The 16,971-nt window shown below is 37.8% G+C and carries 16 protein-coding genes, 1 pseudogene and 2 riboswitches; of the genes and pseudogenes, 16 read left to right on the plus strand and 1 reads right to left on the minus strand.

The features are described from left to right. Window positions 1–198 precede the first annotated feature (198 nt). Genes xerC through IGK86_RS07530 form a run of 5 tightly spaced genes read left to right on the plus strand, consistent with a single transcriptional unit; the run spans window position 199 to window position 4,805 of the window. Window positions 199–1,098, plus strand: a complete 900-nt coding sequence (xerC, locus tag IGK86_RS07510; protein ID WP_016617359.1) for a tyrosine recombinase XerC — start codon at window positions 199–201, stop codon at window positions 1,096–1,098. A gap of 28 nt (window positions 1,099–1,126) precedes the next feature. After that, window positions 1,127–1,675, plus strand: a complete 549-nt coding sequence (gene hslV / locus IGK86_RS07515; RefSeq protein WP_002357489.1) for an HslVU peptidase proteolytic subunit — start codon at window positions 1,127–1,129, stop codon at window positions 1,673–1,675. A gap of 14 nt (window positions 1,676–1,689) precedes the next feature. Further along, on the plus strand, window positions 1,690–3,093 hold the full coding sequence (gene hslU / locus IGK86_RS07520; protein WP_002366731.1) for an ATP-dependent protease ATPase subunit HslU: 1,404 nt from the start codon (window positions 1,690–1,692) through the stop codon (window positions 3,091–3,093). Window positions 3,094–3,113: 20 nt separating this feature from the next. Beyond that, window positions 3,114–3,896 (plus strand): GTP-sensing pleiotropic transcriptional regulator CodY, encoded by a 783-nt coding sequence (codY, locus tag IGK86_RS07525; RefSeq protein WP_002408465.1) that lies wholly within the window; start codon window positions 3,114–3,116, stop codon window positions 3,894–3,896. Window positions 3,897–3,929: 33 nt separating this feature from the next. Continuing rightward, entirely contained in the window at window positions 3,930–4,805 is an 876-nt protein-coding gene (locus IGK86_RS07530) for an aldose 1-epimerase family protein (RefSeq protein ID WP_016617360.1), read from the plus strand. 41 nt (window positions 4,806–4,846) lie between these two features. On the opposite strand, the gene plsY is transcribed toward IGK86_RS07530, so the two are convergent. Beyond that, window positions 4,847–5,476 (minus strand): glycerol-3-phosphate 1-O-acyltransferase PlsY, encoded by a 630-nt coding sequence (gene plsY / locus IGK86_RS07535; RefSeq protein WP_002360243.1) that lies wholly within the window; start codon window positions 5,474–5,476, stop codon window positions 4,847–4,849. Between the two features lie 205 nt (window positions 5,477–5,681). Then, window positions 5,682–5,841: riboswitch (cobalamin riboswitch) on the plus strand. A gap of 118 nt (window positions 5,842–5,959) precedes the next feature. Here plsY and IGK86_RS07540 point away from each other — a divergent pair. The 11 genes and pseudogenes from IGK86_RS07540 to IGK86_RS07590 all read left to right on the plus strand — a co-directional run bounded on the left by IGK86_RS07540 (window position 5,960) and on the right by IGK86_RS07590 (window position 16,969). Continuing rightward, complete coding sequence (locus tag IGK86_RS07540) at window positions 5,960–6,988, plus strand: ABC transporter substrate-binding protein (RefSeq protein WP_002382345.1); 1,029 nt, start codon at window positions 5,960–5,962, stop codon at window positions 6,986–6,988. Next, window positions 6,981–7,988: a FecCD family ABC transporter permease gene (locus tag IGK86_RS07545; protein ID WP_002360246.1), complete on the plus strand. Its 1,008-nt coding sequence runs from the start codon at window positions 6,981–6,983 to the stop codon at window positions 7,986–7,988. The genes IGK86_RS07540 and IGK86_RS07545 overlap by 8 nt, the downstream gene beginning before the upstream one ends. Continuing rightward, window positions 7,985–8,752 (plus strand): ABC transporter ATP-binding protein, encoded by a 768-nt coding sequence (locus IGK86_RS07550; protein ID WP_002365688.1) that lies wholly within the window; start codon window positions 7,985–7,987, stop codon window positions 8,750–8,752. The genes IGK86_RS07545 and IGK86_RS07550 overlap by 4 nt, the downstream gene beginning before the upstream one ends. A gap of 141 nt (window positions 8,753–8,893) precedes the next feature. Further along, entirely contained in the window at window positions 8,894–9,337 is a 444-nt protein-coding gene (locus IGK86_RS07555; RefSeq protein ID WP_438742268.1) for a EutP/PduV family microcompartment system protein, read from the plus strand. After that, window positions 9,334–9,914 (plus strand): annotated as a pseudogene (locus IGK86_RS07560) (cob(I)yrinic acid a,c-diamide adenosyltransferase). The gene IGK86_RS07555 and the pseudogene IGK86_RS07560 overlap by 4 nt, the downstream one beginning before the upstream one ends. Window positions 9,915–9,958: 44 nt before the next feature. After that, window positions 9,959–10,108, plus strand: a riboswitch (adenosylcobalamin (AdoCbl) riboswitch). 292 nt (window positions 10,109–10,400) lie between these two features. Beyond that, window positions 10,401–11,531, plus strand: a complete 1,131-nt coding sequence (locus IGK86_RS07565) for a 1-propanol dehydrogenase PduQ (protein ID WP_002363992.1) — start codon at window positions 10,401–10,403, stop codon at window positions 11,529–11,531. Between the two features lie 159 nt (window positions 11,532–11,690). Then, a complete protein-coding gene (eutS, locus tag IGK86_RS07570) occupies window positions 11,691–12,038 on the plus strand; it encodes an ethanolamine utilization microcompartment protein EutS (RefSeq protein WP_002345864.1) in 348 nt (115 codons plus the stop codon). 27 nt (window positions 12,039–12,065) lie between these two features. Further along, the gene (locus IGK86_RS07575; protein ID WP_002357503.1) at window positions 12,066–12,638 is read left to right on the plus strand and encodes an ANTAR domain-containing response regulator; all 573 of its coding nucleotides are present in this window, start codon (window positions 12,066–12,068) and stop codon (window positions 12,636–12,638) included. Continuing rightward, window positions 12,639–14,072, plus strand: coding sequence for a sensor histidine kinase (locus IGK86_RS07580; RefSeq protein ID WP_002357504.1), 1,434 nt, complete (start codon window positions 12,639–12,641; stop codon window positions 14,070–14,072). It abuts the gene before it with no gap. Between the two features lie 66 nt (window positions 14,073–14,138). Then, window positions 14,139–15,587 carry an ethanolamine ammonia-lyase reactivating factor EutA gene (gene eutA, locus IGK86_RS07585; RefSeq protein ID WP_438742270.1) on the plus strand — a complete coding sequence of 483 codons (1,449 nt, stop codon included), beginning with the start codon at window positions 14,139–14,141 and terminating at the stop codon, window positions 15,585–15,587. Between the two features lie 17 nt (window positions 15,588–15,604). After that, the gene (locus IGK86_RS07590) at window positions 15,605–16,969 is read left to right on the plus strand and encodes an ethanolamine ammonia-lyase subunit EutB (RefSeq protein ID WP_002357506.1); all 1,365 of its coding nucleotides are present in this window, start codon (window positions 15,605–15,607) and stop codon (window positions 16,967–16,969) included. Window positions 16,970–16,971: the final 2 nt, after the last annotated feature.

A 16,971-nucleotide genomic window follows, 5' to 3' on the forward strand; every position in this document is an offset into this window, starting at 1 on the left:
TGAGAAAAGACCGAGCATCATTGCTAAGAAATGCGATGATACTCAGTCTTTTAATTTTTAGAAAAAAATAACAAAAGCTAAAGAATAGTTAAAATTGTGAACATATTTAGAAATATTGATTAAATTCTGACAACTTAATTGTCTTTTGAAAAAGGTTATGCTAAAGTTACTTTGTAATCGAATGAGGAGGGCTATCACATGGAAGAAAAGAATTGGCCTGAGTTATTTGCTCGTTATCTTATTGTCGAAAGAGGCTATTCAGAAAAAACAAAAAAAGCATATCAAGAAGATATACAACATTTTTTTTCGTTTTTAAAGACTTCAGGTAATGACAATTATTTGACTGTGGAACATTTGGATGTTCGGGCTTATTTGAGCGAATTATATGATCAGAAATATAGCCGCAATTCGATTAGTCGAAAAATTGCCAGTTTGCGTTCTTTTTATCAATTCTTATTAAAAAATGAAGCAATCCAAGAAAATCCTTTTTCCTATGTTCATATGAAAAAGAAACAGTTACGGTTGCCCCGTTTTTTTTATGAAAAAGAAATGGATGCATTATTTGAGAGCGCACAAGGGGAGCAACCGCTTGATTTGAGAAATCAAGCATTACTAGAAGTTCTGTATGGGACTGGTATTCGGGTCAGTGAATGTGCGAACTTAACGGTGGACGCAGTTGACTTTCAAGCTTCTGTTTTATTGGTTCACGGAAAAGGAAATAAAGACCGTTATGTGCCTTTTGGTTCATTTGCACAAGACGCCTTAAAGGATTACTTAGAGAATGGCCGCGCGCTATTAATGACAAAATATCAAAAAAAGCATCCGTATGTCTTTGTTAATCATCATGGTGAACAAATCACGCCAACAGGGATTGAATATGTCTTAAACCAACTAATTAAAAAAAGTTCATTAAATGCGGAAATTCATCCCCACATGTTACGCCATACATTTGCGACACACTTATTAAATAATGGCGCCGATATGCGGACAGTTCAAGAATTATTAGGACATGCTAATTTATCAACAACTCAGATATATGCGCATGTGACAAAAGAAAGTTTACAAAAAAATTATCGAACGTTTCATCCTCGTGCATAATGGAGGTAAACGTCTAGGAGGAACAATAATGGTTGAATCACAATTTCACTCTACAACAATTTGTGCAGTCGAAAAAGATGGAAAATTTGCAATGGCTGGTGACGGCCAAGTAACAATGGGGGAATCTGTCGTTATGAAAGGTACGGCCAAAAAAGTGCGCCGTATTTACAATGATGAAGTCGTTGTCGGTTTTGCAGGAAGTGTGGCAGATGCCTTTACATTAGAAGAAAAGTTTGAAGGAAAATTAAATGAATACAACGGAAACTTAACGAGAGCTGCGGTTGAGTTAGCCCAAGAGTGGCGGACACAACAGTCTATGCAAAAATTAGAAGCTATGCTGATTGTGATGAATAAGGAAGAAATGCTCTTAGTTTCAGGAACTGGGGAAGTCATCACACCAGACGATGGTATTTTAGCAATTGGTTCTGGCGGTAATTTTGCTTTGTCCGCTGCAAGAGCCATGAAAAACTTTGGTGATAAAGAAATGCCAGCGAAAGAGATTGCTAAAAATGCCTTAAATATTGCTGCAGATATCTGTGTATTTACGAATCATAATATCATTGTAGAAGAATTATAAGCGAGGGAAAATCCATGAATGAATTAAACAAAACACCAAAAGAAATAGTCAAAGAACTAGATCAATATATTGTTGGACAGCAAGCTGCCAAAAAATCAGTGGCGGTAGCTTTACGTAACCGCTATCGTCGCTTGCAATTAGAAGAAAATATGCAACAAGATATTACGCCTAAAAACTTACTAATGATTGGACCAACAGGTGTTGGTAAAACTGAGATTGCTCGTCGTCTCGCAAAAATTGTCAATGCGCCTTTTGTAAAAGTTGAAGCAACCAAATTTACAGAAGTAGGCTATGTCGGTCGGGATGTCGAATCAATGGTGCGGGATTTAGTAGAAAATGCGATCCAAATTGTTGAAAAACAACAATACAGTCGCGTGTATGCGCAAGCGTTAAAAAAGGCCAATCAACGTTTAGTCAAAGTATTAGTGCCTGGAATTAAAAAAGAACAAAAACAGGCTGGCGGTAATCAATTTGAACAAATGATGAACATGTTTAACATGGCTCAGCAACAGCAAGAAGCACAAGAAGAAGTAACGGAAGATATTCGAGCGAATCGCCGAACAATTTTGGAACAGCTGGAAAAAGGTCTATTAGATAATCGTGAAGTAACAATTGAAATTGAAGAACCGAAGAAAACGATGCCAGCTATGAACAATGGCCTAGAACAAATGGGCATCGACTTAAATGAAACGTTAGGCGCTCTGTCACCAAAGAAAAAAATCGAACGTACTGTAACGGTGAAAGAAGCACAAGAATTATTAGTGAAAGAAGAATCAGCAAAAATTGTCAATGATGCTGATATTCATAGTGAAGCGATTCGTTTAGCTGAATCAAGCGGAATTATTTTTATCGATGAGATTGATAAAATCACCTCTAAAAGCCAACAAAATTCGGGCGAAGTCTCTCGTGAAGGAGTACAAAGAGACATTTTGCCGATTGTTGAAGGCTCCCAAGTTAACACGAAGTATGGTCCTTTACAAACGGATCACATTTTATTTATCGCTTCAGGTGCTTTCCACTTGTCAAAACCAAGTGACTTGATTCCAGAATTACAAGGCCGCTTCCCAATTCGAGTTGAATTAGATGATTTAACGGCGGATGACTTCGTAAGTATCTTAACTGAGCCAAACAATGCTTTAATTAAACAATATGTAGCATTAATTGGCACAGAAAATGTTTCAGTCATCTTTACCAAAGAAGCAATTGAACGGTTAGCACACATCGCTTATGATGTAAACCGTGATACAGATAATATTGGGGCGCGTCGTTTACACACAATTTTAGAACGTTTATTAGAAGATTTATTATATGAAGCACCAGATATGCAAATGGGTGAAATTACGATTACCGAAGCATATGTCAATGAAAAATTGAATGACATTGTTCAAAATGAAGATTTAAGTCGTTACATCTTATAAAAAAGGCTGGAGGAGAAAAGATGGCTACATTATTAGAAAAAACACGTCAAGTGAACGAGCTTTTGCAAAAAAACAATCTGTTTGACGTACAAGCAGAACTTCCGTACAACAAAATGGCAATGATTTTAGGGGATATTTTAGAAAGTAATGCGTATATTATTAGCAGTTCAGGGGATTTGTTGGGGTATACTGAAAAATTAGATGTTAATAATACCCGTATCAAAAATATGTTTAAAGAGAAAAAATTTCCTCAAGGATACACCGAGGCCGTGGATATGCTCAAAGTAACCGAAGCCAATATTCCAATAGATAGTGATTTAACTGCATTTCCTTTTGAATCACGAGAGCTGTATCCGTTTGGGTTAACCACTATTGTGCCTTTGTACGGTGCTGGCAAACGCTTGGGTACGATTATTTTAGCGCGTGTTGAAAAATCCTTTAACGAGGATGATTTAGTGTTAGCTGAATATAGTGCGACCGTTGTCGGCATGCAAATTTTGTATCATCAATCCAGAACAATTGAAGCAGAAGTTCGCAGTGCGACTGCCGTGCAAATGGCCATCAACACTCTTTCATATAGTGAATTAAAAGCCGTCCACGCCATTTTTGAAGCCTTAGATGGCGAAGAAGGTCGTTTAACTGCTTCAAGTATTGCAGACGAAATAGGCATTACTCGTTCCGTAATTGTGAATGCCTTAAGAAAATTAGAATCAGCTGGAATTATTGAATCACGTTCTCTTGGTATGAAAGGGACTTATTTAAAAGTGTTAAATCAACAATTTATTAAAGAGTTGGAAAAATAAGCAATTGCTCGTATCAACTAGGAGGACAACGCAATGACTGTACAAATTGAAAATGAATTTCTAATCGCAACATTTGCTGAAGAAGGAGCAGAATTAGTAAGTTTACAATCAAAAGAAACCGGCATTGAATATATTTGGCAAGGAAATCCTGAATTTTGGGCCCGCCATGCGCCCGTACTTTTTCCGATTGTCGGTCGTCTAAAAGAAGATACGTATATGTACCAAAATCAAGCGTATCATTTAACTCAACATGGTTTTGCTCGTGATCAAGTATTTGATGTGATTGAAAAAGGTGGAGAAGAAGTTTCTTTTTCACTAAAATCAACAAAAGAAACCAAGAAGAAGTATCCTTTTGATTTTGAACTAGTGATTACTTATACATTAGAACACCAAGAATTGACTGTAAACTACCAAGTAGAAAATACAGGGAAAGAAGAGATGTATTTTGGGATTGGTGGTCATCCAGCCTTTAATGTACCTTTAGAATCTTCACTAACGTTTGAAGATTATTATCTAAGTTTTTCACCTAAAAAATCACGGACACAAATTCCCTTAGCAGGCCCGTTGATTGATTTAGCGAATAAAACGCTAGCCCAAACGAATACCAGCTTTGACTTAACGCATCAATTATTTGAAAATGATGCAATGATTTTTGAAACAAAAGGTCAAACAGCGATTACAATTGCCACAGACGAAAGTGACCATCAAGTCACTTTGAGTTATCCAGAAATGCCTTTTGTGGGGATTTGGTCACCGACACCGAAAGAAGCACCTTTTGTCTGTATCGAACCTTGGTGCGGGATTGCTGATGCTGTCGATGCAACTGGCCAACTTGCTGAAAAATTTGGCATCAATAAGTTACCAGCTAACGAACTATTTAAAACACAGTATATGATTAGTGTAAAATAAAGAAAAAGGCTGTGAACATTATTTGTTCACAGCCTTTTTCTTTATTTTTTTGCACGTAAGCCAAAAGAAAGGCGACTTTCTGTTCCATTTTTAATTCGCTGAATGTTTTCACGATGACGGACAAAGATAAAAGTAGTCAAAGCAATCGCAATCACGGTTAATAACCAGTTAAATGTTGGTAAAATAGCTGGAACAGTGAAAGGCAAAATAATAGTAGAAAGTGTAATTAGTACAGCGCTAATCATACTTGTTAAACTCACCATACTGGTTAGATACAGACAAATCACAAAAATAAGAGCAGAATAAATAAAAAATGTGGGGCTGTATGCTAATAACATGCCAGCGCTAGTGGCTACGGCTTTACCACCTTTGAAATTGGCAAAAATAGGGAAGGTATGCCCTAAAACAGCTGCTACCCCAAAGAAGAGCGGATTCACGCCTTGTAAACCAAACAAATAGGGTAATGAAGTGGCTAACGTTCCTTTCAAGATATCCATTAATAATACCGTAATTCCGGCAGGTTTCCCTAAGACACGAAATGTATTGGTTGTTCCTGTATTCCCACTCCCAAATTGGCGTATATCTTTTTTAAAGAAAAGTTTACCAATCCAAACACCTGAGGGAATCGAACCTAATAAATAGGCAACAAGTAACAAAATGACGATTTTCATCAAGTTAACCTCTTTCTTATTCAAACTAGGATTTATTTTATCATGAATAGAAAAACGGAACAACGTCTAATAACTAAAACAAGAAAAGTTTTTCTTTTGCTTGAGGAAGCGTTGACAAATGGTTGATAACCGTTATAATAAATGTGTGTCATTAGACAAAGACGTCTAATCACTGGTTTGAAAATTAGTTATCAACGAAGATACAATATATATGTACTTATGAAGTGTCAGGGAAAGAGGTGCGAATCCTCTACAGACCTACCTACTGTATGGTGGATGAAACCAATAAGACCACAGATTATTCTGGAAGGATTGGGAGTAAGAAGAAGCTAAGTCAGGATACCGGCTTGATAAGTCTAATCATTCTTTTGTAGGAAAAAGAAGGGGCTTTGAAGATAACTGGCTGAGTATATCATTAGCATAGTTAAGTGACTGCTTTTTTTCTATTGGAGAAAAAAGTGGTTTTTTTGTATTGTTTTGACGTTGAGACAAAGGAGGTTCATTTCAGAAAATTTTCCCCAAAATAAAATAGACGAATGCGAGGATGAAAAAATGAAAAAATTTACTTTAACAATGATGACTTTAGGTTTAGTAGCAACACTTGGCTTAGCAGGATGTGGCAAACAGGAAAAGAAAGCAACTACCTCTTCTGAAAAAACAGAAGTAACGTTACCAACCAAAGACCGTAGCGGCAAAGAAATTACTTTACCCAAAGAAGCAACCAAAATTATTTCCCTAGTACCATCAACAACAGAAGTGATTGAAGACTTAGGTAAAACCGACCAATTAATCGCAGTTGATACTCAAAGTAGTACAATGATGACTGATTTAAAAAAATTACCACAAATGGATATGATGGCTGTCGATGCAGAAAAATTGATTGCCTTGAAACCACAAATTGTTTATGTGAATGACATCAATTTAGCTAGCTCAGAAAGTGTTTGGAAGCAAGTGGAAGATGCTGGAATTACAGTCGTTAATATCCCCACTAGTACAAGTATCAAAGCAATCAAAGAAGACGTCCAATTCATCGCGGATAGCTTATCTGAACATGAAAAAGGACAAAAGTTAATCAAAACAATGGATCAAGAAATCGACGAAGTAGCCAAAATTGGGAAAACTATTAAAAAACCAAAAACTGTTTTGTTTGAAGTGGCTGCCTTACCAGACATTTATAGTTTTGGTAATGGGACATTTTTAAATGAAATGATTGAAACAATTGGGGCAAAAAATGTTTTGGCAAATGAAAAAGGCTGGTTACCAGTGACAGAAGAAGCGGCCATTGCTGCAAAACCAGAAGTCATTTTAACCAATGTTAACTATATGAAAGATCCCGCCAAAGAAATTTTAGCTCGTAAAAACTGGGAAAGCGTTCCTGCAGTTCAAAACAAAGAAGTTTTCGAAATCGATAACATGTCTAGCTCTTTACCAAATAACCACATTACCAAAGCATTAAAACAAATGGCAAAAGCTGTTTATCCAGAGGAATACAAGGATTTAAAAGATGAGTAAAAAAACGTGTCTCATACTGATGCTCTTGATCAGTATGAGCATGCTCTTTTTGGGTATTAAAATTGGAAGTGTTCAGATTTCGTTAACGGATTTGCTTCAAATTTTAGTGAAAAAGACGGTTTCAGAAGACGGGATTTTAGAGGGAATCATCTGGAATGTACGGTTACCGCGTGTCGTGATGGCCTATCTCGTGGGCGCAGGCTTAGCAGTAAGTGGCACGGTGATGCAATCACTCTTAGGTAATCCTTTAGCTTCTTCATATACTTTGGGCGTATCAGCGGGAGCATCCTTAGGCGCTGCGTTAATCATGGTAACTGGAGTAACTGCTTCGATCTTAGGGGCGTTTTTATTGCCTTTAACTGGTTTTATCTTTGGCTTAGCAACGGTCTTTTTAGTTTTGTTATTTACGCAAACAATGGATAGTCAAATGTCCAATCAAACAGTTGTTTTAGTAGGAATGATTATGACCTTGTTTGTCGGTGCTATTTTGACGTTGATTACAGCACTTTTCCAAGATTATTTGAAACAATTAGTCTTTTGGCAAATGGGTAGTTTTTCTGGCAGTAATTGGCAAAAAATTGCTATTTATTGTCCAATCTTGCTTGTCAGTAGTCTGTTTCTTTGGTTTGATGCCAACGCATTGGATGTTCTCGGTTTAGGAGAAGAACATGCGATGTTAGCGGGAGTAGAAGTCAAAACAGCAAAACTACGCATTATTCTTTTGGCTAGTTTACTAGCAGGAAGTGCGGTTTCATTTGTCGGTGTGATTGGTTTTGTTGATTTAATAGCACCACATATTGTCCGTCGCTATCTAGGGGCGACTCATCGCTGGCTGATTCCCGGTTCAGCAATCTTAGGTGGGACCATCATGGTACTAGGGGACACAATTGCCCGCACGATTTTATCACCAAGAGAAATTCCCATCGGGGCCGTAACAGCCTTGATCGGAGCGCCATTCTTCTTGTATATTTACTTTAAAAAAAGGGGCGTTGCTGCATGATTGAATTAAAAGAAACAGCTGTAACGCTCCAACAAACCCCCATTTTAAAAGATATTTCCCTCGTTTTTCCGACAGGTAGTAAAACTTGTATTTTAGGTCCAAATGGTTGCGGTAAAACGACACTTTTAAAAACGATTGCCGGACTTGTCCCTTATAGTGGTTCTGTTTTAATTGATGGTCAAGAAGTTCATGGACAAAAGCGGAAGGAATTGGCAACGAAAGTAGCGATGATGAGTCAATTCACGACAGTTGCTTTTGATTATACGGTTTACGAAACAGTTTTGATGGGGGCGTATCGACAACAAGCACAACGTTTTTTACCTATTGTTTCTAAACAAGAAAAAGAACGAGTCCTTTATTATTTAGAACGCACGGGTTTATTGCCTTTAAAAGATAAAGTTGTCAATCAGCTTTCAGGAGGACAACAACAACGAGTATTTTTGGCTAAATTATTTGTACAAGATCCAGAAATTATTTTATTGGATGAACCCAATAATCATTTGGATATTCGGTATCAACAAGAATTGATTCAGCAGTTAAATGAGTGGAGTGCGCAAGAAGGGAAAACGTTAATCGGGGTGTTTCATGATATCCGTTTAGCGTTAACGCTAAGTGAAAAAATTGTGTTTATGAAGCAAGGGAAAGTGGCCGCGCAAGGTGATTTTCAAACGTTGGCTTCCAAAGAATTTTTACAAACAATTTTTGAAACAGATATTGTCTCCTATTTTCAGAAACAACATAAAGTTTGGGAAACTATTCAATAATTTTGACAAGTTTTTTGGAAACAGGTAAGATAAAGGCAAAGAATCAGAAACACAATGGCGTGTTTTAACAAATCGGCAAAGGAGCCCAAGACTAAGTACGTGATGGTACTTGCTTTGGGCTCCTTTTTTATGGAGGTAGCGATGAAACGAATCATTTTAATGGGAGCTATCGGTTGTGGCAAAACCACGTTATGTCAAGCTCTGCAAGGCAAAGAATTAATTTATGATAAAACACAGGCGGTGGAATTTCATACAGAAATGATTGATACACCGGGCGAGTTTATTTTGCATCGACAATATTATAATGCGTTAAACGTCATAGCGGCAGAAGCAGATGTGATTGGTTTGGTTCAAAGTGCTGTAGAAACACAACAAGTTTTTTCACCAGGATTTGGTAGTATTTTCCCGAAAGAAATCATTGGTATTTTAACCAAGATTGATTTAGCACAAGATTCTCAGCAGTTAGAGATTGTTCGGCAACAATTAAAAAGTGCGGGTGCAACAAGAATTTTTGAAATTTCTTCTGTTGAAAAAATTGGCTTGCAAGAATTAGTAGATTATTTAGAGGAGGATGAAGCAGAATGAAAATTTATACAAAAACTGGCGATAAGGGAATGACGAAATTAGTCGGCAGCTCAACCGTCGCTAAGGATTCTGATCGAGTTGAAAGTTATGGAACGATTGATGAATTGAATTCTTGGGTCGGCTATATTATCAGCCAACTTCCACAAGAAAATCAAGAAATTAAAGGAGAACTAGAAGCTTTACAACATTTACTTTTGATGCGGGAACAGATTTGTCAACACCGATTGAAGCACAACGACCATTTAAATTACAAAAGGAAAGTGTGCATTGGCTAGAACAGCGGATTGATTTCTACACTGCACAATCACCAGATATTGATCGTTTTATTTTACCTGGCGGAACCCCAGCAGCCAGTATGGTTCATGTGGCTCGGACGATTGCACGGCGCGCAGAACGCATCATTGTTCGTTTAAATTGGACAGCCAAAATTAACGAAGAGGTATTGATTTTTACCAATCGTTTATCAGATTATTTTTATGCGTTGGCTCGCTATTTAAATGTTCAAGCACAACGACCTGATGTTTTTTATGAACGAAGCGAAAAAGTTTTCCACAAAATTAAAGAAGATGGATTGTAAACAGTTGCTTTTCTAAAAAACTTATGGTAAATTTCAGATAGATTAAACGAATATTTTATGAAAAATATGAATGGAAGCCAGTGAGAATCTGGCACGGTCCCGCCACTGTGAAGAAGCAAGGTTGCTTTTAAGTCAGGTCTTTTCATTTTTTCATTATTGGGCATGCTGTTTCGAGGCAAAACAGGATGTTTCTTAACAACGCTTGTGTTGAAAATCCAGCCCAAGATATTTGTATTAATCCAATTAATGGCACGAGGAAGTGCTTTTGGGAATTTTGGGCTGGTCTTTCAATGTTGAAGGAGATTTCAGGTACAATGACGTACTGCTATATTCCCTTTTTTTATTGACAATTAATTAAAGGCGTTGTACTCTATGGATAAGGTTTCGTGTACAATGGCGTATACATAAGGAAGCAAAGACGCTTCAGACAGATGATTTTTCGTTTGTTTGAAGTGTCTTTTTGTATTTTATTAAGGAGGAATTGAGATGAAAACAATTCATTTCCCTACCGAACTATGGGTAGGAGAAGGCGCATTAGCCAATTTGGAAACACTTCATGATAGACGTGTTTTCATTGTCACAGATCCATTCATGGTTGACTCTGGATTTGTGAATGAAGTGACAAAGCATTTAACAAAAAGTGAATGGCAAATTTTTAGTGACATCATCCCCGATCCACCAATTGATAAGATTGCTGCGGGAATTAAGCAGTTAGCGGCATTTCAAGGAGATACGATATTAGCTTTAGGTGGGGGATCCGCTATTGATGCGGCCAAAGCAATGAAATTTTTTGGCAAACGTACTTTGCAAACTCAGATTGCTGAGTTTATTGCGGTTCCTACAACTAGTGGAACTGGTTCAGAAGTTACGAATTTTTCAGTGATTACGGTTGCAGAAACTGGCACCAAAATCCCGCTTGTAACGGATGAAATTCAACCAGAAATTGCGATTTTAGATACAAATTTAGTGATGAGTGTGCCACCAAAAATCACAGCGGATACAGGAATGGACGTCTTAACGCATGTTATTGAAGCGTATGTTTCAACAGAAGCAAATCCGATTTCAGATGCGTTGTGCGAAAAAGTCGTTCGCCTGGTATTCGACAATTTAGAAATAGCCTTTAATGAGGGTAGCAACCAACAAGCTCGTGAAAATATGCATTTAGCTTCATGTATGGCAGGGATGGCGTTTAATGTTACTTCGTTAGGCTTGAATCACGGCATTGCTCATGCGGCAGGTGCGCGTTTACATGTGCCACATGGACGAATGAATGCAATGCTCTTACCTGAAGTCATTGCATATAACAGTGGCTTAGCGAATGGCAAAGTCACCAACGAACCAACAGCCAAACGTTATGCGCAGTTAGCAAATTGTCTAAATGATACACAGACAACCAATGCACGGATTGGTGTTCAACAATTTATTCGACAAATCAAGCAACTCCGTCAAAAATTAAACATGCCTGCCACTTTTAGTGACTATGGTTTACCAAAAGAAGAAGTCCAAGCTGCGATCCCAAAAATAGCTGAAGGCGCATTGATGGATGGCTGCACCAAAACAAATCCTGTCCAACCAACAGCAGCAGAAGTGACAAAAATTTTAAATTCTATCTTATAAGCGATTGACAGGATGAAATCGATAACATATAATGTGGGTAGCACAACGGCGTGCTTCAAAATTTAAGAGCAAAGAAGCTCCTTAGTAGAAAGCGAAAGTGGAACCTTTACGTTTTTTATTGAGGATTTTTTATTTGCTAAATTAAAGGAGCGAGTCTGGTTGGAAGAAAAACAACGAATGATTCAAGAATATGTTCCTGGGAAACAAGTAACGTTAGCGCACATCATTGCTAGTCCTAATAAAGAAATTTATACAAAATTAGGGTTGCCAGAAGGCACCAGCAATGCACTAGGTATTTTGACAATCACTCCGAGCGAAGCGGCAATTATCGCTGTTGATATTGCGACTAAAAGCGGAGATATCCAAATCGGTTTTATTGATCGTTTTTCTGGATCGGTAGTCATTTCTGGTGACGTAAGCTCAGTGGAAGCAGCCTTACAAGCGGTGATTGAAGGTTTACAACAGATTTTAAACTTTTCTGTAACTTGTAAAATTACCAGAACATAGCGTTGAAAGGACAAGGGCGTGAAGAAAATGGATGGACGAATTGTAATAGTCGATGATGAACCTATTACGAGACTCGATATTCGTGATATTGTGATAGAAGCAGGATACGAAGTAGTCGGTGAAGCGGCCGATGGTTTTGAAGCAATTGAAGTATGTAAAAAAACACAACCTGACCTAGTATTAATGGACATTCAAATGCCAATTTTAGATGGTCTAAAAGCAGGTAAAAAAATTGTTCAAGACCAACTAGCCAGTAGTATTGTCTTTTTATCTGCATACAGTGACGTACAAAATACGGACAAGGCTAAAAAATTAGGTGCACTGGGTTATTTAGTTAAACCTCTAGACGAAAAATCATTAATACCTACAATTGAAATGAGCATTGAACGAGGCAAACAAACGCAGCTGTTACTAAATCAAATCGATAAATTAAGTTTAAAATTAGAAGAACGTAAAATTATCGAAAAAGCCAAAGGTATTCTTGTAAAAGAAAATCATATATCGGAAGAAGAAGCCTACCAAATGTTGCGTACGTTAAGTATGAACAAACGCGCACGTATGAGTGAAATTGCAGAATTGATTGTAATGGATGATGAATAAATGAAACGATTAGAGCAATTATGTCACCAATATACCAATCTTTCAGAATCAGACATTAAAGAATTACAACGTACAGCACGTTATCTTTCTTCGACGACACTCTATCAAAGTGCAGATGTTTTTATTGATGTGTATAAGGAAATGTCACAGCAAGCACTAGTCGTTTATCATAAGCCGCCTGCGAAGACAACTTCTTTATATAGCGGAGATGTCGTCGGGATGGAAGCTTTATTAAAAAATGAACCTGGTGTTCTGCGTACCATGCAGACTAGCTTAAATAGCATTGGTTTGTTAGCAGTGACTCAGGAAAATCGTTTGATTAAGCAAAATATCTATCCCATTCGCAATGAACATCGAACGATTGGTGTCATTATTGTCGAGATTGCGGCAGATGAAGAGATTCAAGCGGACTTACAAAAAGAGGAGCTAAATAACTGCCAGTTAGCAAAAGTAGCGAAATCAACTAGTCAAGTCGACGCATTATTTATTGATCAATTGGCAGAAGCCGTTTTGATTTTTGATGCGGCGGGTCACTTATTAATTACCAATCACAATGCACAAGAGCTTTATCGCAAACTTGGTTATCGGGATAATATCATTGGAATGAGTTATGACAATTTGTCCATCGATTATACAACTTTTGAATATGTGTTGTATCAAATGAAATATAAAATGAGTAATCAACCAATTGAAAGCAAAACGACCTACCTTAATTATTATTTTAAGGTTCGGAAAGTATGGTTGGCATCAGAAGAACAACTGATTATGATTATTCAAGACAATACAGAATTTAAAGAAAAAGAAGCGGAAATTATTTCCAAATCTGTTGCGATTCGTGAAATTCATCATCGTGTTAAAAATAACTTGCAATCGGTGGTTTCCTTATTGCGTATTCAAGAACGGCGAACGCAAAGCCCCGAAGCAAAAAAAGTCCTTCATGAAAGTGTCAATCGAATTATGGCGATTGCAGCCACCCATGAATTGCTGTCAAAACAAGTCAAAGATGACGTTGCTTTACGGCAAACATTGGAAGCAGTGATGTATAATTTTAGACATCTTTTTCAAGGCGCACAACCCATTGAGATGATGATGGATGTTGATCCAGCCATTATGGTTTCTAGCGAACAAATGGTCACCATTTCCCTTGTTGTCAACGAACTATTACAAAACATTTTTGATCACGCATTTGAGCCACAAACAAGTGGCGTTGTTAAACTTAGTGGAACATTAGATAATAAAATGATTACCATTACTGTTACAGATAATGGTAAAGGCTATGACGTTCATCAAAGTAACGAGACCAGTTTAGGTTTGATGATTGTCAAAAGCTACGTAAAAGATAAATTAAAAGGAAAAATTACAATTGAATCCAATAAACAGGGAACTAAAACCTGTTTCTATTTCGAACAGAACACCAGTGATGTTGTTCATTGATTAAGCAAAGGCGCTTAAAGAAAAGTAGAAAGAAATTTTCTAACGATTCTTTAAGTGCCTTTTTGTATGCAAAAGGAGGCGAGTCAGGCGATGTCGAAGGAAACACTTTTAACCGTAGGGATTGATTTAGGGACGTCTACAACCCAATTAGTCTTGTCAGAATTAACTGTTGAAAATTTTGCCTCTGCGTTTACAGTACCACGTATCAGCATTTCTGATAAAAAAGTCATTTACCGAAGTGACATTATCTTTACACCCTTACTTAACCAATCAGAAATTGATGCAGAACCTATCAAAGCGTTTGTAGCGGAGCAATATCGCCAAGCAGGCATTCATAAACAAGATATTCAAATGGGTGCGGTAATTATCACAGGTGAAACTGCTCGAAAAAGCAATGCCAACAATGTGCTACGAGCACTTAGTGGCTATGCAGGTGATTTTGTCGTTGCTACGGCTGGACCTGATTTAGAAAGTATCATTGCTGGAAAAGGCGCTGGGGCTCAAACTTATTCTGAAACGAAACGCAAACCAGTGGTTAATTTAGACATTGGTGGGGGAACGACAAATTTAGCTGTCTTTAAAGATGGTGAAGTGATTGACACGGCTTGTTTTGACATTGGCGGACGCTTAATTAAATTAGATCAACAACAAAAAATCACCTATATAGCTCCGAAGATTCAAGAAATTATAAATAAAAAAGGGCTAACCTTGCACCTTGGTGACCAAGCCACCGAACAAAACTTACTGCCAATTATTTCGGAATTAGTTGCCGTGTTAGAAAATAGCATTGGCTTGGGGACACAAAGTCCGTTCTACCAGTTATTAGTAACCAACCATCCACTACGAAAAGCTGAGGAATTACCAATTGTAACATTTTCTGGTGGTGTGGCTGATTGCTTAAATACGACAAGTACGAATCTCTTTAAATATGGGGACATCGGCTTACTTTTAGGGAAATACTTGAGAAAGTCACTGATTTTTTCGGAAAAAGAAGTCTTAGAAAGCGCAGAAACAATCCGAGCGACGGTCGTCGGAGCAGGTTCACACACTGCTGAAATTAGCGGAAGCACGATCGCTTATCGTGAGCAAATTTTGCCGGTAAAAAATATCCCAATTCTAAAATTAGCGCAAGAGGATGAAACCCTTACTGTGACAGAATTAGGCAAGCGAATCCAAGAAAAACTCAATTGGCATCGTATTGAAGAAACACCCCAGATTGCCCTAGCAATTAGAGGCATGAGCAATCCAACATTTGCTGATATTCAACGCTATGGTCAAGGGATTGTGGAAGGATTAGCTAGTTTAGTTGCTGAACAAATTCCCATTATTGTTATGGTGGATGAAGACATGGCGAAAGCTTTAGGGCATGCCTTAAGTGCCCATCTGCCAAAAGACTATCCGTTTATCTGTCTTGACTCGGTCAAAGTAGAAAACGGTGATTATGTAGATATCGGCTTACCAGTGGCAGAAGGGGCCGTCCTTCCAGTCATTGTTAAGACCTTAGTATTTAATTAAAAAGGAGCGACACAAAGATGATTTTAAAAACCAAACTATTTGGCAAAGTCTATCAATTTACATCCGTTAAAGAAGTCTTAGCCAAAGCCAATGAAGAAAAGTCTGGCGACAAGTTAGCTGGCGTAGCTGCTAATTCAGCCGAAGAACGCGTGGCAGCGAAAGTCGTTTTATCGGAATTGTCCTTAAATGACTTGTTTAACAATCCCGTTGTTGATTATGACGAAGACGAAGTGACACGCATTATTATTGACCAAGTCAATATGCGAATTTTTGAAAGTATTAAACATTGGACAGTTGCAGAATTACGCGAATTTATCTTATCTTCGGAAACAACCGATTTTGATATCAAACGAATTTCCCGTGGACTCACTTCTGAAATGATTGCTGCTGTCTGTAAATTAATGTCCAACATGGATCTAATTGTTGGCGCAAAAAAAATCAATATTGAAAAAACCGCCAACACAACAATTGGCCGTCCCGGAACTTTTTCAAATCGTTTACAGCCGAACCATCCAACCGATAATGTCGATGGCATTATGGCATCAGTTATGGAAGGTCTTTCTTATGGCGCCGGTGATGCCTTAATTGGTTTGAATCCTGTTGATGATTCTACAGAAAGTGTTAAACGGATCTTAAACAAATTTGAAGAGTTCCGTAGCGAATGGGAAATTCCAACACAAACTTGCGTGCTTGCTCACGTAACGACACAAATGGAAGCCATGCGTCAAGGCGCGCCAACTGGCTTAGTCTTTCAATCCATCGCTGGTTCAGAAAAAGGGAACACAGCATTTGGTTTAAATGCAGAAATTTTAGCTGAAGCACAAGATTTAGCGCTTCACAGTGGTCAAGCAGCTGGTCCTAATGTGATGTATTTTGAAACAGGTCAAGGCTCAGAACTTTCTTCTGAAGCGAACTTTGGCGCAGACCAAGTGACAATGGAAGCGCGTTGTTATGGCTTAGCCAAAAAATTTGATCCGTATATTGTAAATACCGTTGTCGGCTTTATTGGACCAGAATATCTTTACGATTCAAAACAAGTCATCCGCGCTGGTTTAGAAGATCATTTCATGGGCAAATTAACTGGAATTTCAATGGGTTGTGATGTCTGCTACACCAACCATATGAAAGCTGATCAAAATGATATGGAAAACTTAGCAATGTTATTAGCAACAGCTGGTTGTACGTATATCATGGGGATTCCTCATGGCGATGATGTCATGTTAAATTATCAAACAACTGGGTTCCATGAAACTGCGACGATTCGTGAAACATTAGGCTTACGTCCAATTAAAGAATTTGAAGAATGGATGGAAAAAATGGGCTTAATGGAAAACGGAAAATTAACAAGTCGCGCTGGCGATGCATCTGTATTTATTAAATAAAC

The organism is Enterococcus sp. DIV1206 (genome assembly GCF_051712485.1).
GTDB lineage: Bacteria > Bacillota > Bacilli > Lactobacillales > Enterococcaceae > Enterococcus > Enterococcus faecalis.